Source organism: Flavobacterium limnophilum (assembly GCF_027111315.2).
GTDB lineage: Bacteria > Bacteroidota > Bacteroidia > Flavobacteriales > Flavobacteriaceae > Flavobacterium > Flavobacterium limnophilum.
The window spans coordinates 919,534-943,447 of sequence record NZ_CP114289.2 but is presented as its reverse complement, the minus strand read 5'-3'; the positions used below and the strand labels follow the sequence as shown (position 1 = coordinate 943,447).

The following is a 23,914-nucleotide window of genomic DNA, read 5'->3' as shown; positions in this document are numbered from 1 at the left end:
TAATCATTTTTTTCTAATAAACAAACGTAATTGGATTTAATTCGTTGTAATGCAAAAAAAGCCGATAAAGATTTGGTTTTTACAAAAATAGCAATTACTTTTACTATCCCGAATCGTAAAAAACAATATTTTATGAAACTAAACTGTGTCGTTGTAGATGATAGTTCCATTCAAAGAATGATTATCACAAAGTTAGTAAATAATCACCCAAACTTACATTTAATAGGTGATTTTTCCAATGCAATTGAAGCAAGAGGTTGCATGACTATACACAATGTCGACTTAATTTTTTTGGACATTGAAATGCCCGTTATAAGTGGTTTCGATTTTTTGGATGGTTTAAAAACCAAACCCCAAATCATCTTCATCACTTCAAAGGCCGAGTATGCCATGAAAGCGTTTGATTATGATGCTACCGATTATCTTCAAAAACCCATAGCCATTGATCGATTTAATGCTTCCGTAAAAAGAGCCATCGATTTACAAATGCTACGATCTGAAACCCACGAAGAAGATGGCGAACACATCTTCATTAAGAGTAACTTGAAAAAATTAAAAATTTTCACCGCTAAAATAAAATGGATTGAAGCTTTTGGCGATTATGTAAAAGTAGTAACCGAGGACGACAGCAATCTGGTTCTTTCCACGATGAAGTCTTTCGAAAAGGATTTATCAAAAGACAAATTTGTCAGAGTACACAAATCTTACATTATCAATATAGATAAAGTGGAGCGCTTCAACAGCCGATTTGCCGAAATTGGAATTACTAAAATTCCATTAAGCAGACATAAAAAAGAAGATTTAGTTAGAGCTTTGGCGATTAACTAATAAAAGTCAACATTCACGGCTACTTTGATAGCCCTGTATTGTGAAACTGCCTCAAAACTATTCAGTATTTTCTGAATAGTTTTTTTTGTGCCTTGCAAGGACTGATTAGTCGGGATTTTCACCATTATGGTTCTGATATACTCGTTGCGGATTCTGGAAATAGGCGGTTCTTCAGGCCCTAGAACCGGAATAGTAAAACTTTGTTTCATCACTTGATACAACCACATCGAACCTTCTTTAAGCTTGTCAAAATCCCTGTGCTTTAAAGTCAGTTTTATAAGTTTAAAATAAGGTGGATAATGATAGATTTGCCTGTCATACAATTGTTCTTTATACATTCCTGCATAATCATTATTTACCACTTGTTGTATTGTATTGTGATCTGGATTATAGGTTTGTATAATCACTTTCCCTTGCTTTTCCGAGCGACCGGAACGACCGGAAACTTGCGTCATCATCTGGTAACTTCTTTCAAAAGCCCTAAAATCAGGATGATACAACATATTGTCGGCATTCATGATTCCCACTAAACTCACGTTGTCAAAATCCAATCCTTTAGCCAGCATTTGTGTTCCCACCAATATATCAATTTCTCTATTCTTGAAACTGTCAATGATTTTTTCGAAACCAAATTTACCACGAGTCGTGTCCTGATCCATTCGCCCAATTTTGGCATTTGGAAATAATTCGACCAATTCCTGCTGAATTTGTTCCGTTCCAAAACCCTTGGTGGTCAAATCAACACTTGAACAAATGTGACAATTGGTTGGTTTTGCCATCGAATAACCGCAATAATGGCAACGCAGCTGGTTCTTGTGTTTGTGATACGTCAAACTCACGTCGCATTGCGGACATTGCGGCACGTGACCACAAGTCATGCATTCGATAATAGGCGAAAAACCCCTGCGATTTTGAAACAAAATAACTTGCTCGCCCAAAGATAAGGCTGTCGTAATTCCCTCAATCAACGTATCACTGAAATGACCCGACATTTTCTTGCGGAAATATTTGTCTTTCAAATCCACCAATCCGATTTCCGGCATTCTGACATTGCCATATCTTTCGAAAATTTCAACAAAACCGTATTTCCCGGATTGTGCATTAAAATAGGTTTCAATACTTGGCGTAGCCGAACCCAACAATACTTTTGCTTTATGGCTAGCAGCCAAAACTATCGAGGCATCTCTGGCGTGATATCTTGGAGACGGATCGACTTGCTTGAATGTTTGTTCGTGTTCCTCGTCGACGATGACCAATCCCAAGTTAGAAAAAGGCAAGAACAAAGCCGACCTTGCCCCGATGACAATTTGTGTTTTTGGCGATTCTGCCAATACTTGTTGCCACACTTCCACCCTTTCGTTATTGCTGTATTTCGAATGAAAAACGGCGACTTTATTTCCAAAATAATCGCGCAATCTACCCACTAATTGGGTCGTCAGCGCAATTTCAGGCAACAAATAAAGCACTTGTTTTCCTGTCGCAATATACTCTTCAATGAGTTTGATGTAGATTTCCGTTTTTCCGCTGGAAGTTACTCCGTGCAAGAGACAGACTTCTTTTTGGGTAAAACCATTTTTAATTTCTTCGAAAGCTGTTTGTTGGGCTCCGCTTAATTGCAGTTGTTCTTCCTTGGTTTTTCCCGAGAAATTGACGCGATCTACTTGAATATAATACTCTTCGAAAATCTCTTTGTCAATTAAAGTTTTCACTATTGTTGACGTTGATTTTGCAACTTCAATAAGCTTCTTAACGGTAATTGGTTTTTTCTCTGAAGCACTTAATTGAAAATAACTCAAGACAATTTCCTTTTGCTTGTTGGCATTTTTGAGTTTTTCCAATAATTCACCCAAGCCTTCGTTGGATTCATATTTGGAATGCAATTTTACGTATCGAACGAGTTTTGGCGCATAACTTTCCTGAACCTCTTCCTGAAGCACTAAAATGTTTTTGTCTACCAATTTTTGGATTACCGGAAAAATATTCTTCTTGTTCAAAATATTCATGATATCCTGAACTTTCAAGGAACTTTGTTGTTGCAAGGCCTCATAAATCAGGTATTCATCGTCTGACAGCAGGCTTTGATCCACAAAACCGTCTTGTTTTTGGGAAATTATGGTTTCGCTTTCGAGCAAAAGTGCCGACGGCATTGCACCACGATACACATCGCCAATGGCACACATATAATAGGTTGCAATCCACTGCCAATGGGCGATTTGAATTTCGGTGACTATGGGTTTATCGTCGAGGATTTGGTGAATTTCCTTGGCTTCGTATAAAGCTGGTTTGTTTTCGTGGGTTTCGATAACCAATGCCGTATAGATTTTGCTTTTGCCGAAAGGCACCGCCACCCGCATCCCTTTTTTGATGTAATTGTACTCCGCTTCAGAAATACTGTAAGTAAATGTCTTGGCGAGTGACAACGGTAAAATTACTTCAACAAAATGCATTGTGGATTTGGGATTTTATTTTTTAAAAATCAATTCTTTACTTGGCACTAATTTCAGCCTCTTTTTTTCGTCTCAATTTTTTTATGGATGCGTTCAATTCGAAACCGAGAAGCAAAATGGCGCAATTAATCCAAATGTAAAACATCATAATCAATAATGTTCCGATGGAGCCGTACAATTCGTTGTATTTTGAAAATCGGAGTACCCAAATTCCAAAAAAGTAAGAATCCAGAATTACCAAAATGGTCGTGAATACTGAGCCTATGGAAATAAATGCACTGTCTTTGTCGTGGGTAGTTCCAAACTTGAAAAGAATGGATACCGTTATCAAAATCATTAGAATGACAAAAACATATCGACCTAAAATGATTAGCGGAATCTGGTCGCTCAACACATCCTGAATCATCGTCATTTGAATAAAAACTTCAAAAACCACGATTATTGCCACGGTCACCAACAACAAAAGCGACAAAACCAACGACATTCCCAAAGCCACCAAATATTGGTGCAAAAAACCTCGTTTGATCAACACATGTTTTGAAGATTCGAAGCCTCCCAAAATACCAGTCAAACCATTGGCCATCAAAAAAATGGATAACATAAACCCCGTGGACAACAATCCAGAATGGCTATTATTCAAGATATCATTGATAATATTTGCAATCGCATCATACGTGTTTGGAGGCACACCATCTTTTACAAACTGGAGAAAATCTGCCTGAAAACCCTCTATGGGAATATAAGGAATAAGGTTTAGTATAAACAATGCAAAAGGAAACAAAGCCATAAAAAAGCTGAATGCAATGGCGCTGGCGTGATATGAAAAGGCACTTTCCGCAATTCCGAGTCCATACAATTCCAATAAATCATACAAAGAAATCCCTTGCAACCAGGCTAGTTTTACTTTTTTTAATGGTCGAACTATATTGCGCAATACAGGAACTCTTTCTATTCTTTCTTCTATCTCTTTGCTCATCGTTTATTTGAATTTAAAAAGCTTTCAAACTCAAATCCATATTATAAATTGAATGCGTCAAAGCTCCAGACGAAATATAATTGACACCACATTCGGCATAACTGCGAATCGTGTTTTCGTTGATGTTACCCGAGGATTCCGTTTGGCATTTATTACCAATTAACTCCACGGCTTTTTTCGTATCTTCAAAATCGAGATTATCAATCAAAATTCTGTGAATACCATCATTTTCAAGAATTTCCTTGACTTCATCGAGGTTTCTGGCTTCGACAATGATTTTAAGCTCCAGATTTTTTTCTTTGAGATAGGCTTTGGTTTTAGCAATGGCCAAAGTAATTCCGCCGGCAAAATCGTTGTGGTTGTCCTTGAGCATAATCATGTCGTACAGGGCAAAACGGTGGTTTTCGCCTCCACCTATTGTAACTGCCCATTTTTCACAAGCCCTGAATCCGGGAGTTGTTTTTCGAGTATCAAGAATTTTCGTGTTTGTTCCTTCCAACAAATCCACGTATTTTTTGGTTTTGGTGGCAATGGCGCTCATTCGCTGCATTGAATTCAGCAACAACCTTTCAGACTTCAAGATGGACTGCGAACTTCCCGAAACGTGAAAAACCACATCGCCTTTTTTCACGGGAGTTCCATCTACAATAAAAGTTTCTATTTGCAAAGTTGGATCCACATATTCGAGAATCATTTTGGCGAAAGCCACACCGGCAATGACACCGTCTTCCTTGACCAATAATTTCGCTTTTCCTGTTGCAGTTGCTGGAATGCAGGCCAAGGAACTGTGATCGCCCTCGCCTACGTCTTCACGGATGCCATTTTGTATTATGAGTTGTAATTCGTTTTCGAATTGTGTTTTGCTAATCATTTTAAGATAAAATTTAAAGAATGCTAAAGTAGGATATATTTTGTGTATTTAAAAATTTGTTCGCAGGGTTCTTTGGAAAAAATAAGCACCAAAAATCTTGTTCACATGATGTAATTATTTGAAGTAAGTCCCAACTGGTTAAAACTACCCTACATGCTTTATCAATAGTTATAAAAAAATGGATTAACATCATTTAATTAGGTACTTTTTTAGGGTACCACAACCTAGGCTCATCTATGGCTTTGAGTAGGCTTTGAGTAGGCTTTGTGACCCGTCCTAAAATAATAATACAGTTTATCTACCCCGTTGAGTTTGCTCTTTTTATTTTTTTTATTTCAAAAACACACTACTTGCATCCAACTGGCTACAATTAATAAAAAATCGTGATTCGAATCTATGTACCTATCGTATAATATTCTATATTTGAAATCATTAAACCCAAAAAAACACCGTTTATGAAATATTATATAAACCTGCTTTTCGCAAGCTCATTATTATTCCTTTCTTGCAAAAAAGAACTCGAACCGCAAGACACCGCCACACCGTCAAAAATAGTTCCGTTTACTGAAGCTGCAAATACACCGCAAAATCAAACTGTAATGCCGAGCCAGACTCCCCAAAATCCAAATACAGTTAATCAAAATTCTGCCGTGACAACTCCAGTGGCTGTTGCCAAAGGAATGAATCCAGCCCACGGCCAACCGGGTCATCGTTGCGACATAGCCGTTGGTGCGCCTTTAAATTTACCGGTAGCGACACCAAAAAGTACGCCCGCTGCTACAGTTCCGCAACAAAACAACTCGATCCCTCCCTCTATTGCTGCTCCAACTCCAGCCGTGACAACTCCCACTCCTGAAGGAATGAATCCACCTCACGGTCAAGAAAAACACCGGTGTGACATTGCTGTTGGAGCTCCATTGCCAAAAGAATAATTTTGAAGACTTCTATCCCTGAACTATTAAATTTTCAAAGAAGTCAACAATTAACTTGACTCGCCTTTACTATTTGAAAATAAATTCAAATTTCATCTCAAAATTTGATAAAAAAACACAACCACAAACTACTTTAACAATAATTTTTAAGCTATTAAGTTAGCATATCTGTAAAAATAAAATATTATATTGCGAAAATGAACAAAAAATGAATTAAAAACATTGTTTATTAAAATATTAAATTTACTTTTGCGTAATCGATTACATTAATTATTTATTTTATGACAAACTATAGTTCTAGGTATGCTTCAAGCCCGCAAGCAGTAAAAAAATACGACACCGCACAACTAAGGGCAGAATTTTTGATTGACAACTTAATGGAGGAAGGAAAAATCACCCTTACTTACTCTCATTACGACAGGTATATTGCGGGTTCCGCAGTGCCTTTGTCTCCATTGACACTTGATACCATTGACCCTCTAAAATCCAGTTATTTTCTAGAAAGAAGAGAAATGGGAATCATCAATGTTGGAGGAAATGGTTCGGTTGTTGTCGAAGGAACTTCTTATGAATTAGGATTCAAAGATGCTCTTTATATTGGAAGTGGAAATGCGGAAGTTATCTTCAAAAGTGATGATGCCAAAAATCCAGCTAAATTTTATATCAATTCGGCTCCAGCACACAAAAACTATCCTACCAAAAAAGTAGGTTTGGCAGAAGCCAACAAACTGCAATTGGGTACAATGGAAACAGCCAATCACCGTACCGTAAACCAAATGATTATTGGCGGAATCGTTACCACTTGTCAATTGCAAATGGGTATGACCGAATTGAAACCGGGCAGCGTTTGGAATACTATGCCAGCACATGTTCACGATCGTAGAATGGAAGTTTATTTTTACATGGATATTCCAGAAAACCAAGCCGTTTGCCACTTTATGGGTGAACCGCAAGAGACAAGACACATTTGGATGAACAATCACCAAGCGGTTATTTCTCCACCTTGGTCTATCCATTCCGGCGCAGGAACCAGCAATTACACCTTTATTTGGGGAATGGCAGGAGAGAACTTGGACTACGCAGATATGGATGTTTGTAAAATAACTGAATTAAGATAATTAACAACTTATTTAAATAAAAATTATGTCAATAAACCTTTTTGATTTAACGGGAAAAACTGCACTTATAACAGGAGGAGTTCATGGTCTAGGAATGGCTATGGCCAAAGGACTTGGACAAGCTGGTGCAAAAATAGTAGTAAACGACCTTTCGCAAGAAGCCTTGGATAAAGCTGTTGCTGAATACAAATCTGTTGGGCTTGAAGCTTACGGATATGTGTTTAATGTTTGCGACGAGAAAGCAGTTATCGAAAATATTGCAAAAATTGAGGCCGAAGTTGGTCCAATCGATATTTTGGTCAACAATGCGGGAATCATCAAAAGAACACCTATCGTTGATATGACTGTTGAAGATTTCACGGCCGTTATCACTGTTGACTTAATCAGTCCTTTCATCGTTTCCAAAAATGTTGCCAAAGGAATGATTCAACGTGGTGGTGGAAAAATCATCAACATTTGCTCGATGATGAGTGAATTGGGTAGAGATTCTGTAAGTGCTTATGCTGCTGCTAAAGGTGGTTTGAAAATGCTTACTAAAAATATGGCTACCGAATGGGCTAAATTCAACATTCAAACCAATGGAATTGGTCCTGGTTATTTTGCTACAACCCAAACTGCTCCAATTAGAGTGGACGGACACCCGTTTAATGAATTTATCATAAGCAGAACACCTGCTGCTCGTTGGGGAGAACCTGAGGATTTGCAAGGTGCTGCCATCTTCTTGTCTTCAAAAGCAAGTGATTTTGTAAACGGTCACATTCTTTATGTAGATGGAGGAATCCTTGCCACAATTGGAAAACCATCTAACGAATAATATTTTAAGAAATTTAAAATGAGCACAACATTCATACATGATAATTTTTTATTAGAGAATAAATTCGCTGAAGAATTGTATCACAACTATTCTAAAAACCAGCCAATTATTGATTATCACAATCACTTAAATCCTCAATTTATTGCAGAGGACAAGATTTTTGACAACGTTACTAAAGTTTGGATCAACGGAGACCACTACAAATGGCGCGCTATGCGTACTTTGGGAGTGAATGAAAAATTCATTACTGGAGATGGTTCCGATAAAGAAAAATTCATGAACTGGGCAAAAACAGTTCCATACACGATGCGTAATCCTTTGTACCACTGGACGCATTTAGAATTAGCCCGTTATTTCGGAATTACTGAATTATTAAACGAAAAATCGGCTGAAAGAATTTACGAAGAAGCTTCGGCTAAAATCAATTCTCCAGAATACAGTACTCAAAATTTGCTTCGCAAAGTAAATGCTGAATTTGTTTGTACTACCGAAGATCCGATTGATACTTTAGATTTCCACGAACAAATTCTAAAAAGCGACTTTGAAATAAAAGTAGGAACTGCATTTAGACCAGACCGAGCCATCCTTATTTCGAATGACGGTTACAATGAATACGTTGACAAATTAGGAGAAAAATCAGGAATCACCATCAATACTTATGCTGATTTGCTTTCAGCTTTGAGAAACAGAATTGACTTTTTCGACAAAAACGGTTGCAAATTGTGTGATCACGGTTTAGACCAAGTTTATTTCGAAAACTATACCGAAAGCGAAGTTACTGCCATCTTCAAAAAGAAAAGAGAAAATGGAGTATTGACCAACGAAGAAGCATTGAAATTCCAAAGTGCCGTTTTATTCTTCTTGTTCGAAACTTATCATGAATTTGGATGGGTTCAACAACTTCACTTGGGAGCTTTGAGAAACAACAATGCTCGTATGCACAGAATCTTGGGACCTGACACAGGATGGGATTCTATTGGAGATTATCCACAAGCACAAAAACTGTCTGCTTTCTTGAATGCCTTGGACAGCAAAGACAAATTGGCCAAAACAATCATTTACAACTTGAATCCTGCCGATAACGAAGTAATGGCAACGATGATTGGAAACTTCAACGACGGAAGCGTTCGCGGAAAAGTACAATTTGGTTCAGGATGGTGGTTTTTAGATCAAAAAGACGGAATGACAAAACAATTAAACGCCCTTTCGAATATGGGATTGATTAGTTGTTTCATCGGAATGTTGACCGATTCAAGAAGTTTCTTGTCTTTCCCAAGACACGAATATTTCAGACGTATTCTTTGCAACCTTTTAGGAGACGAAATCAAAAGAGGGGAATTGCCAAATGACATGGAATGGATTGGAAAAATGGTTTCGGACATCAGTCACCATAATGCCAAAGAATATTTCAAATTCTAAACACTAAATTTCAGCAAGGAACTAATGATTTTCACCTAAATCATTAGTTCCTTCTTTAAAAAAATAAAAACACAAAATGGAAAAATTAAATAGAAAAAGCCAAGGATTAGAAAAAAAGTTCCCAATAAAAGTTGTACAATTTGGTGAAGGTAATTTCTTGAGAGCTTTCGTAGATTACGCTTTTCAAAGACTAAACAAAGAAGTTGATTTCAATGCTGGAATTGCAATGGTTCAGCCATTGAAAGACGGCATGGTAAACATGATTAACGACCAAGATGGTCTTTACACCTTGTTTATGAACGGAATCAAAAAAGGCGAAAAGATTCAAGATATTGAGTTAATCACCAATATTGTAAAAGGAATCAATCCTTATACTGAATTTGCTGATTATTTGGCATTGGCCAAAGAAGAAGAATTACAATTTATTGTTTCAAACACAACTGAAGCCGGAATTGAATTCATCGGAACTGATACTCCAGATATGCAGCCACCAGCTTCATTTCCTGCAAAGTTGACTGTTTTATTATATGAAAGATTCAAACATTTTAATGGAGATGCCGCTAAAGGTTTGACTATCATCCCTTGTGAATTGATTGATTACAATTCTGAAACGCTGAAAAAAATCATCTTGCAATATGTTGATTTATGGAAATTAGAAGATGCATTTAAAACATGGGTAGCTGATGCTTGTACCTACCACAGTACTTTGGTGGACAGAATTGTACCTGGATATCCAAGAGCCAATATTGAAGAATACAACAGCAAATTAGATTACCAAGATAATTTAATCGTTGCTGCCGAGCCATTTTTCCTTTGGGCTATCGAAGGTGGAGATGATTTGAAAGCTAAATTACCATTCCACAAAACGGATTTGAACGTGAAGATTGTTGACGATATTCGTCCTTTCAAAATGATAAAAGTTCGTATCTTGAATGGTGCACATACCGCAATGGTTCCTTGTTCACTTCTGTACGGAAACAAATTAGTAATGGAAACAGTTAACGGAGATTTCACTGGAAAATTCGTAGACAACGTTATTGGTGAAATTAGCGAAACCCTTGCCATGGACAAAAATGAAATCACTGCCTACTGTGAAGAGGTAATGGATCGTTTTAAAAACCCATTTATCAAACACGCATTGGCTGATATTGCCTTGAATTCTATTTCAAAATTCAAAGTTAGAGTTTTGCCTAGTTTATTAGGATACTACAATACAAAGAAAAAATTGCCTACTAGTTTGACTTTTTCATTGGCTTGTTTAATCCAATTCTACAAAGGAACCTGGAATAACGAAGCCTTGCCTGTAAAAGATACTCCCGAATTAGTGGAAGCCTTTAAAAACGCCTGGGAATTAGGATCACTTGATTTGGTTGTTGCCAAAGTCTTGGCCAATACTGAATTCTGGGGTGAAGATTTAACAAAAATTGAAGGTTTATCAGAAGCTTTAGTTTTAGCTTTAAACGAAATCGAAGCTAACGGTATCGAGCAAGGTTTTGCTAATTACAGCAAATAATTTGAATTAGAAAATTCTTAAAATCAGCATTATGCAAAAGAAATTAATAAAAGTAAATCCAGCAGATAATGTAATTGTCGCTTTAACCGATTTGGTACAAAACGAACAAATTACATTTGAAGGAACTACCGTATCACCAACAACTGATGTTAAAGCAAAACATAAAATTGCAGAGAGCGATTTTGCAATTGGTGATGAAATTATAATGTATGGCGTTTTGGTAGGAAAAGCTGTAAAACCTATAAAAAAAGGAGAAGTAATTACCACCGAAAATGTAAAACATCAAAGTGAAAAAGTTTTTGGTAAAACCGGAAATTTAGGTTGGACTCCACCAAATGTAGATCGTTGGAAAGACAAAACTTTCAACGGTTACCACCGTACTGATGGGCAAGTTGGAACCAAAAACGTTTGGTTGTTTATTCCATTGGTTTTTTGTGAAAACAAAAATATCGAAAAACTGAAAGATATTTTCGAAAACGAATTACTTCCAAAAAAAGAAGTTTCTTATAAAAATTTATTACGCTCATTAATTGAAGAAAAAAGCGTAGAAGAAGTTGCTGCCAAAAATCCTAATGAAAATATTTTAGATAATGTCGAAGTAAAATTCATCAACCATCAAGGTGGTTGTGGTGGGATTCGACAAGATTCAGAATTGTTGGCAAAACTACTTGCAGGATATGTGAACAACCCGAATGTTGCTGGTGCAACTATTTTAAGTTTGGGTTGTCAAAATTTGCAAGTGAATATTTTCAAAGAGGCATTGAAAGCAATTAGTCCAAATTGTGATAAAGAAATTTTGATCTATGAGCAACAACAAATTGGAACTACCGATAAAATGTTCCAAATGGTGATTAAAGATTCTTATGAAGCCATTATAAGAGCCAACAAAATCGAACGTAAACCTGCTCCTCTTACAAAACTAAGTATTGGTTTGGAATGTGGTGGATCCGACGGATTTTCAGGAATATCGGCAAATCCAGCATTGGGAGTTGTTTCAGATATTTTCGCAGCTTTGGGAGCCAAATCCATTTTGGCTGAGTTCCCGGAATTATGTGGCGTTGAGCAAGAATTGATGAACCGATGTGTGGACGAAGAAAAAGCAGATAAGTTTTTAACTTTAATGAAAGCCTTTGAAAAATCGGTTGTAGATGCTGGTTCAGGCTTTGATATGAACCCATCTCCGGGAAATATTAAAGACGGATTAATTACCGATGCGATGAAATCTGCCGGTGCTTCTAAAAAAGGTGGAACTGCACCAATTGTAGATGTTTTAGATTACGCCGAATATATTACAAAACCAGGTTTAAATCTTCTAAATACACCAGGAAACGACGCCGAATGTACCACAGGATTGGTTGGATCAGGAGCAACAGTTGTTTTATTTACCACAGGTTTAGGAAATCCGATGGGAAATCCGGTTGCACCCGTTGTAAAAATTTCTTCGAACACGGCATTAACTAATAGAATGTCGGATATTATCGATTTCAATGCTGGAACTGTGATTACTGGTGAAAAAACCATTACCGAAGTTGGAGCAGAAATTGTAGATTATATTATAGAATTGGCGAGCGGAAACGTGGAAACAAAAGCAGACCAACTGAAACAAGATGTATTTATTCCTTGGAAAAGAGGGGTTTCTTTGTAAAAAGAACTGATTTTGAATCATAAAAAAAGGTGTGAAATTAAATTTTTACACCTTTTTTGTTATTAACCACCTCAATAGGCCGACTTTCCGAATATCTCAAAGAGGATTGTCTAATATTCAATTCCGAAGTCAATACGACTTTCTTTTCTATTTTGGCATTTCCTGTATTATCGATATGTTCCAGAAATACTTTGGCGGTCATTTTTCCCATTTCCAAAGGAACTTGATCTACCGTTGACATCGGAAGTTCCATAAAATCCGTGAAAGGTTCGTTTCCAAAACCTACCACGCAAAAATCTTCCGGAATTCGTAACCCTTTAGATTTTAATTCTTGAATAGCTCCCAAAGCAGCAAAATCACTCGAAGAAAAAATGGCATCTGGCGGATTTTTCAATTTCATAAGAGCATTAACAGCTTGTGCTCCTGCTTCGACACTACTCTTGGTTTGGACAACATAATTTTCATCGAAATCAATTCCACTGTCCAACAACGCTTGCTTGTACCCGCCAAGACGATTTGCAAATATCTCCAAAGCCAGATTTCCTTTAAAATGGGCGATACGAGAGCAACCTTGTTCAACTAAATGTTTGGTCGCCAAATAGGACACATCATAATCATTTATGCTTACCGAACTAACGCCTTCAATATTTTTCTTTCTATCAAAAAAGACTAAAGGAACATTTTTCTCTATAACTTTCTTTATAATTCGATCATTTTCAGAGGCATTTTCAGAGACAACATTTGAAACAGACATCAAGATACCATCCACTTGGGCATTCAACAGGGTGTTTATATTCTCGAACTCTCTTTTCTCGTCTTCGTGCGTTTGACAAATAATAACATTGTATTTGTGTGCATATAATTCTTCCTCTATTCCTCTAATTACCGACGCAAAAAAATTACTGTCAATACGGGGAACAATCACACCTACATTATAACTTTTTCCACTTCGCAATGCCAGGGCGAGTTTATTTTGCTTATAATTCATTTTAGCCGCTGTCTCCAATACAAGTTTACGAGTGCTTTCACTAATTTTGGGATTATTATTTAATGCTCTTGATACTGAAGCAGCGGTAATATCAAGCACTTTGGCAATATCGTAAATTGTTGTTTTTTTATTCATTTGGAGAACACTATTATATTTAATTTATGTAAAATTAATATTATTTTTTTATAAACTATTATTATTAAGCGAAATCGATTACACCAAACAATAATTTAAACTAATTAATAGCCAAATTTATTGAATAAAAAATAAAAACCTACTTACATTTGTTTATTTTTTTAAACCAAGTGAATAAATAAATGCTTTATTTTATCGTTATTCTATTTTTAATGATTTTATTTTGGTAATATGAAAATTAATATTTACGTTTGTGTAATCGATTGCATTATTTATTCAAACCCATATATTTTAATTAAATCATAGAATGACTGAAATAAAAATATCTATAAAAAAACTATTGTTGCTTGCTTTTTTCTCTTTATTACTTAATTCTTGTGGAGTAAATAAACAAAAATCAGTTGTAGACAATGCCCCATGGAAAGCCATGCAATTAGTGATTAACAACGTCAAAACACCTACTTTCGGCAACAAAAAATATGCAATTACGGATTATGGAGCTAAAGCTGATGGCCTTTTTGACAATTCCAAAGCATTTAAAGAAGCAATCCAAACTTGTTCCAAAAATGGAGGAGGAATCGTTTTGGTATCTGCCGGAAAATATTATACAGGTCCCATACATTTGGAAAGCAACGTAAATCTTCATCTGGAAGAAGGTGCAGAAATTTTGTTCAGCACAAAACCTGGCGATTATCCCATTGTCCACACCTCATTTGAAGGAACAGAATTGATGAATTATTCCCCTCTAATATATGCCTATAAAAAACACAATGTTGCCGTTACAGGAAAAGGAACTCTAAACGGTCAAGCCACGAAAGAAAATTGGTGGCCTTGGTGCGGAGGCGGTTCCTATGGCTGGAAAAAAGGAATTCCGAGTCAGTCTGACCCTCTCAACCGACCACGTTTAGTAGATATGGCAGAAGAAGGCATAGCTGTTGCTGACCGAGTTTTTGGAGAAGGCCATTACATTAGACCTAATTTTGTGGAGTTTTTTGAATGCACCGATGCCCTTTTAAAAGATGTCACCATTATAAATGCTCCTTTTTGGGTCATTCACCCAATTAAATCTACAAACATAACCATAGATGGCGTGACAGTTAGAAGTCACGGCCCGAACAATGATGGTTGTGATCCCGAATATTCTAAAAACGTGATTATCAAAAATTGCACATTCGATACTGGCGATGATTGTATTGCCATAAAAGCAGGAAGAGATGCCGACGGAAGACGTGTTGCCATAAAAAGCGAAAACATCGTGGTGCAAAACTGCACAATGTTTGACGGTCATGGAGGCGTAACCATTGGTAGCGAAATTTCGGCAGGAGTCAGCAATGTCTATGTAGAAAATTGCATTATGAACAGTCCCAACCTAGATGTGGCAATACGATTAAAAACCAATTCGAGAAGAGGTGCTTTAATCGAAAATTTCTATGTCAGAAATATCGAAATTGGACAAGTTAAAGAAGCCGTATTAAAAGTAGACATGTTTTATAATGTACACGGAAACCAAACCGGTAATTTCATCCCCCGAATTGAAAATATTTCGTTAGAAAATGTTAAAGTAAAAAATGCCGGAAAATATAGTATTCTGGCCAAAGGATACGCAGCATCTCCAATAAAAAACATAACATTCAAAAAGGTTACTATCGACAAAGTAGGCACTCCTTTTTCTATTGAAAATGTTTCGAACCTAAATTTTATTGAAACCTATATTAATGGAGAGCTTGTAAAAAACACAACTAATTAAACGATAAGCTCCTTTTTTAATATTTTGGAAACCTGTTCTATCTTTACAATAATACAATGAAAAAGAGACTGCTGATTTTTTTATTTTTCACTAAAATTGCCTTTGCGCAAAGCAGCTTCCCTGTTGACACAAGCTACACGGTAAAAAGCGTTTACAATAAAGTAAAAAAAGACCATCCACATATCAGTTATGTTCCAACTCGAAAGCATGAAAACGTAAATCAAAAAAAGGAAATCGTTTATAAAAAAATAAAAAATCGTGAGCTGCATTTTGATGCATATTACAATAACAACAAGAAACTTAATCCCGCAATAGTAATCATTCACGGCGGAGGCTGGAGGTCTGGCAACAAATCCCAAATGGAAACATTTGCCATAGAAATGGCCTCCAAAGGATACTCTTGTTTCAACATTGAATTCCGACTGTCTCTTGAAGCACCGTATCCTGCCGCTATTTTTGATGTCAAAAATGCAATTCAGTATATCAAAAAAAAAGCACGAAAATTCAATATGGATACCACAAAAGTGGCTGTATTGGGATGCTCGTCCGGTGGACAAATGGCTGCTCTAATAGGAACAACAAATGGAAAAAGTGATTTCGAAGACGCTAAAACGAATAGCAAATTTTCATCAAAAGTTAATGCCATAGTTGATGTCGATGGTATCTTGGCATTCAAACATCCAGAATCAATAGAAGGGACTGTCGCAGGGCTTTGGTTGGGCGGAAGTTATGAGGAAAAACCAATGGTTTGGCAACAAGCTTCACCACTAAATAATACAGACAGCAATACGCCTCCCATACTATTCATTAACAGCAGCATTCCTAGATTTCACGCTGGCAGAGACGACATGATTACAATATTAAACAAATATGGAACATACAATGAAATCCAAACAATTCAAAATTCGCCTCACTCCTTTTGGTTCCTGAATCCTTGGTTTGATGAAACAATAAATTACACTACTCAATTTTTAAATAAAATATTTAAATAAATTTGCAAAATGAAAGCAACCCAAACTTTAATTTAAAACCTAAACCAACCTTTATACTCGAATAAAAACAACCGGAAAAAAGCATCATTTTTTCAATAAAAAGAATACAAACAAGTTAGAATGGTACACTCTTTGATTTAATTGGCAACGACGACATAAAAACAAAAATTAGCTTAATCTCTTTTTCTTTAAGCCATAATATTAGACAAAAAATTACAATAAACATTAAAAAACAAATCATGCTAAACAAAAAACTAAATGCTTTTAAAGCAACAACGCTTTTTATTTCACTAGCCTTTTTTAGTTGCAAAACCGTGGCACAAGAACCAGTAAAAACTGTTGAACCACAAAAAATTGAAATATCAAAAAACGCAAAATGGTCCGATAAAATGGCGTTGACTTTAATGAAACGTCATCCTGAAGCTTATATGATTGATAATGCAAAAGCTCCAAAATGGGACTACGTGCACGCTTTAGTGCTACACTCATTCGAAGAATTGTATAAAAAAAATCCAGACCCTAGATATGCTGCATATGTAAAAAATTATGTAGATATTTTAGTTCAAAATGATGGTAGCATCAAAACTTATGAATTAGAAAAATATAATATAGATTTGGTTCTGCCTGGACGATTATTGTTTAACCAATACGAAACAACAAAAGACAATCGCTACCTGATAGCCATGCAAACCCTGAAAAAACAATTGGAAGGGCAACCAAGAACTTCAACAGGTGGATTTTGGCACAAACAAATTTACACCAACCAAATGTGGCTTGACGGTTTGTATATGGGACAGCCATTCTATGCGCAATACACCGCTACTTTTGAAAACGGAAAAAATCTAGACGATGTTGCCAAACAATTTGAAGAAATTCAATTGCATGCAACTGATCCAAAAACAGGATTGTTGTATCATGGTTGGGACGAGAAAAAATTAATGCCTTGGGCTAATAAAATAACAGGAAACTCGCCAAATTACTGGTCAAGAGCTTTAGGATGGTATGTAATGGCACTTGTTGATGCCTTGGATTATTTCCCTAAAGATCATCCAAAACAAAAAGAATTGGTAGGTTATTTGAATAATGCTTGTGCTGCTTTAGCGAAATACCAAGACAAATCTGGATTATGGTATCAGGTAACTGACAAGGGAGGCAAAAAAGGAAATTATTTGGAGGGTTCTGGTTCATCCATGTTTGCTTATGCTTTTGCAAAAGGAGCCAACAAAGGATACTTGCCGGCAAAATACAAAAAATTGGCAAACAAGGCATTTGATGGTTTAACCACCAAATTGATGAAAGTGGATGCCGACGGAACCATCACAATGACTGATGTATGCGCTGTTGCAGGACTTGGCGGAAACCCTTACAGAGATGGTTCTTACGAATATTATGTGAATGAAAAGAAAAAAGACAATGACCCAAAAGCAACCGGACCATTCATTTTGGCTGCTTTAGAATTAAACAGATAAAAAATAGTCATTCGAATGAAATTTATAAAAATCACCTCGCTTTTTTTATGCATCATTGCTCTTCAAACGGCAATTGCGCAAGAAAAAAACGAAACGAATCGTTCCCAAGTTTGGGTAGCCGACAATGGCGATGGAACTTACAAAAACCCAATCATCAATGCCGATTACTCTGATCCCGATGCCATTCGTGTTGGTGATGATTATTACATGACCTCATCTTCCTTCAATTGCATTCCTGGTTTGCCCATTTTGCATTCCAAGGATATGGTCAATTGGGAATTGGTCAATTATGCCCTTAAAAAACAACCTCCTTTCGACGTTTATGACAAACCCGGTCACGGAAACGGAGTTTGGGCTCCGTCCATACGATTCCACAATGAGGAATTTTATATCTATTATCCTGACCCTGACTATGGAATTTACATGATCAAAACCAAAGACCCAAAAGGCGATTGGTCTGAACCCGTTATGGTCAAAGAAGGAAAAGGTTTGATTGACCCTTGCCCATTATGGGACGATGACGGCAAAGCCTATCTTGCTTATGCTTATGCTGGAAGCCGTGCAGGATTCAAAAGTTTACTGGCAATTTGCTCTTTAAACCCAGAAGGAACTCTTGCCAACAACAATGACGATGTTATTATTATTGACGGTCACGATGGCGAAGCCACAATCGAAGGTCCAAAATTATACAAACGCAATGGCTATTATTATGTTTTTGCTCCCGCTGGTGGAGTACCTACAGGATGGCAAACCGTGTTGAGATCAAAAAATATTTGGGGTCCATACGAGAAAAGAAAGGTTCTGGATCAAGGGAAAACAAAAGTCAACGGCCCACACCAAGGTGCTTGGGTTCAAACACAAACTGGTGAAGATTGGTTTTTCCACTTTCAAGACAAGTTTGCCTACGGTAGAGTCGTTCATTTGCAACCCATGAAATGGATCAATGATTGGCCGGTAATCGGAACGGACAAAGATGGCGATGGAACCGGCGAACCTGTGGCAACTTACAAGAAACCCAATGTTGGAAAAACATATCCTATCACGACTCCACCTGATTCGGACGAATTTAATTCTCCCAAGTTAGGGTTGCAATGGCAATGGCACGCCAATCAACAAGTATATTGGGGTTTTCCATCTACAATGGGTTACTATACAATGTATTGCCGTCCAATGCCAAAAGAAGCGACCAATTTATTTGATGTGGGGAATTTATTATTGCAAAAATTTCCAGCCGACGAATTTACCGCAACCACCAAAATGACTTTCAATGCCCGTTTTGACGATGAACAAACCGGTTTGGTAATAATGGGACTTGATTACAGCTATTTGAAAGTAAAACAAACTGCTGGACAACTTTCCATATCGCAAGTAATCTGTAAAAACGCAGACAAAAAAGGAAAAGAAACCGAAAGTGATTCCTTCCAATTAAAAAGCAATACCTTTTACCTTCAAGTAAAAGTAAAAGCGGGCGGAATTTGCAATTTCTTCTATAGTGAAGACGGCAAAAAATTCACTGCCATTGGAACTGATTTTACTGCAAGAGAAGGCAAATGGATTGGGGCAAAATTAGGCTTTTTAGCACTTAGAAACGGAAACATAAATGACGCGGGAAGCGTTCGTATTGACTGGTTTAGAATAACAAAATAAATAAAACATCTAAAAAAAAATGAACAAATTAAAAGAAACAATCATCCTTGCTTTATTATTTGTAATGAGCACTAGTAGTTATGCACAACTTAGCCAAGAAAAATGGTCTGAAATCATAACTAAAAAAGAGCCTGCTTGGTTTGCAACCAGAGAAGCCTATGATGTTGCCGAAAATGTATTGTTATACCAACGCAACATTGGAGGTTGGCCAAAAAACATTGAAATGCACGCTCCATTGACTAACCAGGACAAGCAAAAATTAATTGAGCTTAAATCTGACACAAAAGAAATAACAACGGACAATAAAGCCACCACCCAGGAAATGTTGTTTCTTTCTAAAATGTATGCGCAAACAAATGACGAAAGATATTCAAAATCCTTCCTGGCAGGTTTAGATTACTTGTTAGAAGCACAATATGAAAACGGAGGTTGGCCTCAATTTTATCCCCTCAAAAAAGGATATTACACGCATATTACCTATAATGACGATTCGATGGTCAACACATTAAATGTCCTAAAAAACTGCATCGAAAACACAAATGTTTATTCCATAAAACCGCCTCAAGCCACACTTGACAAAGCCAAAATAGCTTTCGACAAAGGCATTGATTGTATTTTAAAAACACAATACAAACAAGGAGAAACACTTACCGGTTGGTGTCAGCAGCACGATGAAGTTACCCTTCTGCCAGCAAAAGCAAGAGCTTATGAACTCCCTTCTTTGAGTGGAAAAGAATCGGCTAAAATTGTATTGCTTTTAATGTCCATTAAAGAGCCTACGCCTGAAATCATAAACGCGGTAAATAGTGCCTACAATTGGTTCGAAAAAACAAAAATTAATTCTCTTAAAGAAATACGCATCATTGGAGAAGACGGAAAAATTTCAGATAAAGTCATGATCGATGATCCTGCAAATGGAATGCCAATATGGGCTAGATTTATGGATCTTGAAACCAGCAAACCTTTTTTCTGTGATCGTGATGGAATTAAAAAAGACAAACTGTCTGACATTGGTCAAGAGAGAAGAGCTGGATACAGTTGGTACTCCAATCAACCAAAAGAAGTTTTGAAAAAATATTCCAAATGGAGCAGAAAATACAATAAATAAAATTTTCTAAATTTCATCCCATTTATTGCCAAAAAACATAAATCGTCGTAACCATCCGGAAACGGCGATTTTTTTAGTATATAACAATTATAAATATTAGAAAATGAAACACAAACTCTTACTCTGCCTGTTCTTTTCTTTTTTTTATTGTTTTGCCCAAAATAACAGTTTCCCGTCCCATAAAGTCGATGAAATCATCAAACGGATTCCATTACCTACCATTCCTTCCTATCAAATTACAGTTACAAAATTGGGTGCAAAAGGCGATTCCATCAGCAATGCCAAACCCGCTTTTGACAAGGCAATGGCGCTTTGCAAAAAAAATAACGGAGGCACCATCCTTGTCCCGAAAGGAATTTACACCTTGAATGGCCCGATTCATTTTGTCAGTAACGTAAATCTGCATTTGGAAGACGGCGCCAAAATTCGATTTGGTTCCAATCCAAAAGATTATCCCTTGGTTTTAACCAGTTGGGAAGGCACAATGCTTTACAATTACAGCCCAATGATTTACGCCAACAACGTAGAAAACATTGCCATAACAGGCAACGGAATCATCGATGGCGAAGCCAAAAACACTTGGATAAAATGGAAGCCTCTGGAAAAGAAAGACCAATTGTTGAGCAGGGAAATGAACCATAAAAACACGCCCCTCAAAGAGCGGATTTTTGGCGAAGGCCATTATTTAAGGCCACAGCTGATCCAGTTTTTCAATTCAAAAAACATTCTGTTAGAAAATGTCCAGATAGAAGATTCCCCTTTTTGGTGCGTCCATTTATTAAAAAGCAAAAGCATAACGATTCGTGGCGTAAAATACGATGCCCACAACAACAATAACGATGGCATTGACCCCGAATATTCCAGCGATATTTTAATAGAAAACGTACTGTTTGACAATGCCGACGACAACGTGGCCATCAAAGCAGGAAGAGACGATGAAGGCCGCAGCAATTCTGATACGCCTTCGGAAAACATCGTCATTAGAAATTGTGAATTCAAAGGTTTGCACGCCATTGTCATTGGCAGCGAAATGTCGGCCGGCGTTCGAAATGTATATGTCGAAAACAGCAAATTTCGCGGCTATTTGAAAAGAGGGATTTTTATAAAAACCAATTCTGATCGAGGTGGCTATGTCAAGGATATTTATTTCAACAACTTGGCTTTTGGAAAAGTAGAAGATTGTCTTTACATCACCGCCAATTATCACGGAGAAGGCGGTGGGCTATTTCCTTCCAAAGTTTCCGATATTTCTTTTTCCAATATTAGCTGTGTCGAAGCCACAAATACAGGAATTGTAATCGAAGGGTTTCCGGATAAAAAAGTAGCCAACATCAAATTGGACAACATCAACATACAATCTGCCAAAAACGGAATGACAATTACAAACACCGAAAATGTAACCACAAATGAAGTTGTAATTGGCACAAAAGCTACAACTCCAACAGCCGTAAAATAAATTCATTAAAACTAAATACTATGAAATTCATTACCTTTTTATTATTGCTATTCACGCTAAATTGTTTTGCACAAAAACCAACCATCTACGGCATTGGCGATTCTACAATGGCCAATAAAATAAAACCCGAAGAAAACCCGGAACGCGGCTGGGGACAAATGTTGCCACTTTTTTTTAATGACAACATTACCATCGACAACAGAGCCGTAAATGGCAGAAGCACCCGAAGTTTTATTGCTGAAAAACGTTGGGACGACATTCTTAAAACCCTAAAAAAAGGCGATTATGTTTTTATTCAATTTGGACATAATGATGCAAAAGAAAAAGATTCCTTGCGCTACACCAATCCACATACGGCCTATCGACACAATTTGATTCGCTTCGTGGAAGAAAGCAGGGCAAAAGGAGCCACACCAATTATCTTTTCTTCCATCGTTCGAAGAAATTTCAATGAAAAGGGTGTTTTGATAAGCACTCACGGCGATTATACCATGGAAGCACGCTTGGTAGCCCAAGAATACAACGTTCCCTTCATCGATATGGAATATTTGACTGAACTATTGGAACAATCGTATGGTACCGAGAAATCAAAACAATTGCATTTGCATTTCAAGGCTGGAGAAATCCCTTATTACAAAGAAGACAAAGCCGATGACACGCATCTTTGCGTAAAAGGAGCCACCGAAGTTGCCAAAATTGCCGTAGAAGAATTGAAAAAAACTAAACTAGATATAGTAAAATATATCAAACTATAAATCACACTAACTACTACTAAACCAAACTCAAATGAAAGAAAACAATCTAACTTTAGGGGAATTTATTATTGAAAACCAAAAGGAATTTCAATACTCGTCGGGTGAATTGTCCCGCATTTTCAACTCCATCAAATTGGCTGCAAAAGTAGTCAGTTATAAAGTAAACAAGGCTGGATTGGTTGACATCATTGGTGGTGTTGGCGAAAAAAACGTTCAAGGCGAAGACCAGCAAAAACTGGACGTTTATGCCAATGAGGTTTTCATTCAAACGCTAATCAACCGAGAAATTGTTTGCGGAATTGCTTCGGAAGAAAACGATGAATTCATTACCGTTCAAGGGAGCGATAAAGGCAACAACAACAAGTATGTGCTCTTGATGGATCCATTGGATGGCTCGTCAAACATTGATGTGAATGCTTCCGTTGGAACCATTTTTTCGGTTTACAGAAGAATCTCCGAAGTGGGAACTCCTGTAACAATGGAAGATTTTTTACAACCCGGAACAGCTCAAGTTGCAGCGGGTTATGTGCTTTACGGAACCTCAACGATTTTGGTTTATACCACTGGGCACGGTGTAAATGGTTTCACCTTGAATCCTGCTATTGGAACGTTCTATTTGTCGCATCCAAAAATGAAATTCCCGGTTGATGGTACCGTTTATTCTGTAAATGAAGGAAACTATGTTCATTTTCCAAGAGGAATCAAAGACTATATCAAATATTGCCAAACCGAGGAAGGTGACAGACCTTACACTTCGAGATATATTGGAAGTTTGGCACCAGACATTCACCGTAATTTGATAAAAGGGGGGATTTATTTGTATCCAACAAGTACCAAATCGCCAAAAGGAAAATTGCGCCTTTTGTATGAATGCAACCCAATGGCATTTATAGCGGAACAAGCCGGAGGAAAAGCCTCGGACGGATTTTCGAGAATAATGGAAATCGTTCCAACCGAACTGCACGAAAGATGTCCTTTCTTTTGCGGAAGCGCCAATATGGTGGACAAAGTGGAAGAATTTATGCTCGCTGCCAAATTGAGTAAATACTAGATT

General features: G+C 37.0%; 19 protein-coding genes. 15 read left to right on the top strand and 4 right to left on the bottom strand.

Features of this window, described 5'->3' with window-relative positions; genetic code table 11:
- Positions 1-132 precede the first annotated feature (132 nt).
- Positions 133-828 (top strand): LytR/AlgR family response regulator transcription factor, encoded by a 696-nt coding sequence (locus OZP13_RS03755; protein WP_281298719.1) that lies wholly within the window; start codon positions 133-135, stop codon positions 826-828.
- Here the strand turns inward: OZP13_RS03755 and priA are convergent.
- From priA to nadC, 3 genes are read right to left on the bottom strand one after another with little or no spacing between them, the layout of a single operon-like run.
- A complete protein-coding gene (gene priA / locus OZP13_RS03750; protein ID WP_281298718.1) occupies positions 825-3,275 on the bottom strand; it encodes a replication restart helicase PriA in 2,451 nt (816 codons plus the stop codon). The genes OZP13_RS03755 and priA overlap by 4 nt on opposite strands.
- 37 nt (positions 3,276-3,312) lie before the next feature.
- Positions 3,313-4,251 carry a YihY/virulence factor BrkB family protein gene (locus OZP13_RS03745; RefSeq protein ID WP_281298717.1) on the bottom strand — a complete coding sequence of 313 codons (939 nt, stop codon included), beginning with the start codon at positions 4,249-4,251 and terminating at the stop codon, positions 3,313-3,315.
- Positions 4,252-4,264: 13 nt separating this feature from the next.
- Positions 4,265-5,122 carry a carboxylating nicotinate-nucleotide diphosphorylase gene (gene nadC, locus OZP13_RS03740; protein WP_281298716.1) on the bottom strand — a complete coding sequence of 286 codons (858 nt, stop codon included), beginning with the start codon at positions 5,120-5,122 and terminating at the stop codon, positions 4,265-4,267.
- 455 nt (positions 5,123-5,577) lie between these two features.
- On the opposite strand from nadC, the gene OZP13_RS03735 reads away from it, so the two are divergent.
- From OZP13_RS03735 to OZP13_RS03710, 6 genes are all read left to right on the top strand, one after another.
- Positions 5,578-6,054, top strand: coding sequence for a hypothetical protein (locus tag OZP13_RS03735; RefSeq protein WP_269242458.1), 477 nt, complete (start codon positions 5,578-5,580; stop codon positions 6,052-6,054).
- Between the two features lie 281 nt (positions 6,055-6,335).
- Positions 6,336-7,172, top strand: a complete 837-nt coding sequence (gene kduI / locus OZP13_RS03730) for a 5-dehydro-4-deoxy-D-glucuronate isomerase (protein WP_269242457.1) — start codon at positions 6,336-6,338, stop codon at positions 7,170-7,172.
- Positions 7,173-7,197: 25 nt separating this feature from the next.
- A complete protein-coding gene (locus tag OZP13_RS03725) occupies positions 7,198-7,986 on the top strand; it encodes a gluconate 5-dehydrogenase (protein WP_281298715.1) in 789 nt (262 codons plus the stop codon).
- A gap of 18 nt (positions 7,987-8,004) precedes the next feature.
- Entirely contained in the window at positions 8,005-9,405 is a 1,401-nt protein-coding gene (uxaC, locus tag OZP13_RS03720; RefSeq protein WP_281298714.1) for a glucuronate isomerase, read from the top strand.
- A gap of 76 nt (positions 9,406-9,481) precedes the next feature.
- Positions 9,482-10,918, top strand: a complete 1,437-nt coding sequence (locus OZP13_RS03715) for a tagaturonate reductase (RefSeq protein ID WP_281298713.1) — start codon at positions 9,482-9,484, stop codon at positions 10,916-10,918.
- Positions 10,919-10,949: 31 nt separating this feature from the next.
- Complete coding sequence (locus OZP13_RS03710; RefSeq protein WP_281298712.1) at positions 10,950-12,563, top strand: UxaA family hydrolase; 1,614 nt, start codon at positions 10,950-10,952, stop codon at positions 12,561-12,563.
- Positions 12,564-12,600: 37 nt separating this feature from the next.
- Here the strand turns inward: OZP13_RS03710 and OZP13_RS03705 are convergent, their stop codons facing one another.
- Complete coding sequence (locus OZP13_RS03705) at positions 12,601-13,686, bottom strand: LacI family DNA-binding transcriptional regulator (protein ID WP_269242451.1); 1,086 nt, start codon at positions 13,684-13,686, stop codon at positions 12,601-12,603.
- A gap of 307 nt (positions 13,687-13,993) precedes the next feature.
- Here OZP13_RS03705 and OZP13_RS03700 point away from each other — a divergent pair, with 307 nt between their 5' ends.
- From OZP13_RS03700 to fbp, 8 genes are all read left to right on the top strand, one after another.
- Positions 13,994-15,433: a glycoside hydrolase family 28 protein gene (locus OZP13_RS03700; RefSeq protein ID WP_281298711.1), complete on the top strand. Its 1,440-nt coding sequence runs from the start codon at positions 13,994-13,996 to the stop codon at positions 15,431-15,433.
- 56 nt (positions 15,434-15,489) lie between these two features.
- Positions 15,490-16,425 (top strand): alpha/beta hydrolase, encoded by a 936-nt coding sequence (locus tag OZP13_RS03695; RefSeq protein WP_281298710.1) that lies wholly within the window; start codon positions 15,490-15,492, stop codon positions 16,423-16,425.
- A 239-nt stretch (positions 16,426-16,664) separates the two neighbouring features.
- Positions 16,665-17,894 carry a glycoside hydrolase family 88/105 protein gene (locus tag OZP13_RS03690; RefSeq protein WP_281298709.1) on the top strand — a complete coding sequence of 410 codons (1,230 nt, stop codon included), beginning with the start codon at positions 16,665-16,667 and terminating at the stop codon, positions 17,892-17,894.
- 15 nt (positions 17,895-17,909) lie between these two features.
- A complete protein-coding gene (locus tag OZP13_RS03685) occupies positions 17,910-19,541 on the top strand; it encodes a glycoside hydrolase family 43 protein (protein WP_281298708.1) in 1,632 nt (543 codons plus the stop codon).
- Positions 19,542-19,560: 19 nt separating this feature from the next.
- The gene (pelA, locus tag OZP13_RS03680) at positions 19,561-20,649 is read left to right on the top strand and encodes a pectate lyase (protein WP_269242444.1); all 1,089 of its coding nucleotides are present in this window, start codon (positions 19,561-19,563) and stop codon (positions 20,647-20,649) included.
- A gap of 103 nt (positions 20,650-20,752) precedes the next feature.
- Entirely contained in the window at positions 20,753-22,105 is a 1,353-nt protein-coding gene (locus OZP13_RS03675; protein WP_281298707.1) for a glycoside hydrolase family 28 protein, read from the top strand.
- 20 nt (positions 22,106-22,125) lie between these two features.
- Positions 22,126-22,860 carry a rhamnogalacturonan acetylesterase gene (locus tag OZP13_RS03670; RefSeq protein ID WP_281298706.1) on the top strand — a complete coding sequence of 245 codons (735 nt, stop codon included), beginning with the start codon at positions 22,126-22,128 and terminating at the stop codon, positions 22,858-22,860.
- 31 nt (positions 22,861-22,891) lie between these two features.
- A complete protein-coding gene (gene fbp / locus OZP13_RS03665; protein WP_281298705.1) occupies positions 22,892-23,911 on the top strand; it encodes a class 1 fructose-bisphosphatase in 1,020 nt (339 codons plus the stop codon).
- The last annotated feature ends 3 nt before the right edge of the window (positions 23,912-23,914 follow it).

Bases quoted from the DNA above. Each gene is read 5' to 3' on its own strand.
- uxaC (WP_281298714.1), top strand. From the start codon at position 8,005: ATGAGCACAACATTCATACATGATAATTTTTTATTAGAGAATAAATTC.
- OZP13_RS03710 (WP_281298712.1), top strand. From the start codon at position 10,950: ATGCAAAAGAAATTAATAAAAGTAAATCCAGCAGATAATGTAATTGTC.
- OZP13_RS03745 (WP_281298717.1), bottom strand. From the start codon at position 4,251: ATGAGCAAAGAGATAGAAGAAAGAATAGAAAGAGTTCCTGTATTGCGC.
- kduI (WP_269242457.1), top strand. From the start codon at position 6,336: ATGACAAACTATAGTTCTAGGTATGCTTCAAGCCCGCAAGCAGTAAAA.
- OZP13_RS03735 (WP_269242458.1), top strand. From the start codon at position 5,578: ATGAAATATTATATAAACCTGCTTTTCGCAAGCTCATTATTATTCCTT.
- OZP13_RS03695 (WP_281298710.1), top strand. From the start codon at position 15,490: ATGAAAAAGAGACTGCTGATTTTTTTATTTTTCACTAAAATTGCCTTT.
- OZP13_RS03700 (WP_281298711.1), top strand. From the start codon at position 13,994: ATGACTGAAATAAAAATATCTATAAAAAAACTATTGTTGCTTGCTTTT.
- OZP13_RS03705 (WP_269242451.1), bottom strand. From the start codon at position 13,686: ATGAATAAAAAAACAACAATTTACGATATTGCCAAAGTGCTTGATATT.
- OZP13_RS03675 (WP_281298707.1), top strand. From the start codon at position 20,753: ATGAAACACAAACTCTTACTCTGCCTGTTCTTTTCTTTTTTTTATTGT.
- OZP13_RS03690 (WP_281298709.1), top strand. From the start codon at position 16,665: ATGCTAAACAAAAAACTAAATGCTTTTAAAGCAACAACGCTTTTTATT.
- OZP13_RS03755 (WP_281298719.1), top strand. From the start codon at position 133: ATGAAACTAAACTGTGTCGTTGTAGATGATAGTTCCATTCAAAGAATG.
- OZP13_RS03725 (WP_281298715.1), top strand. From the start codon at position 7,198: ATGTCAATAAACCTTTTTGATTTAACGGGAAAAACTGCACTTATAACA.
- nadC (WP_281298716.1), bottom strand. From the start codon at position 5,122: ATGATTAGCAAAACACAATTCGAAAACGAATTACAACTCATAATACAA.
- fbp (WP_281298705.1), top strand. From the start codon at position 22,892: ATGAAAGAAAACAATCTAACTTTAGGGGAATTTATTATTGAAAACCAA.
- priA (WP_281298718.1), bottom strand. From the start codon at position 3,275: ATGCATTTTGTTGAAGTAATTTTACCGTTGTCACTCGCCAAGACATTT.
- OZP13_RS03685 (WP_281298708.1), top strand. From the start codon at position 17,910: ATGAAATTTATAAAAATCACCTCGCTTTTTTTATGCATCATTGCTCTT.
- pelA (WP_269242444.1), top strand. From the start codon at position 19,561: ATGAACAAATTAAAAGAAACAATCATCCTTGCTTTATTATTTGTAATG.
- OZP13_RS03670 (WP_281298706.1), top strand. From the start codon at position 22,126: ATGAAATTCATTACCTTTTTATTATTGCTATTCACGCTAAATTGTTTT.
- OZP13_RS03715 (WP_281298713.1), top strand. From the start codon at position 9,482: ATGGAAAAATTAAATAGAAAAAGCCAAGGATTAGAAAAAAAGTTCCCA.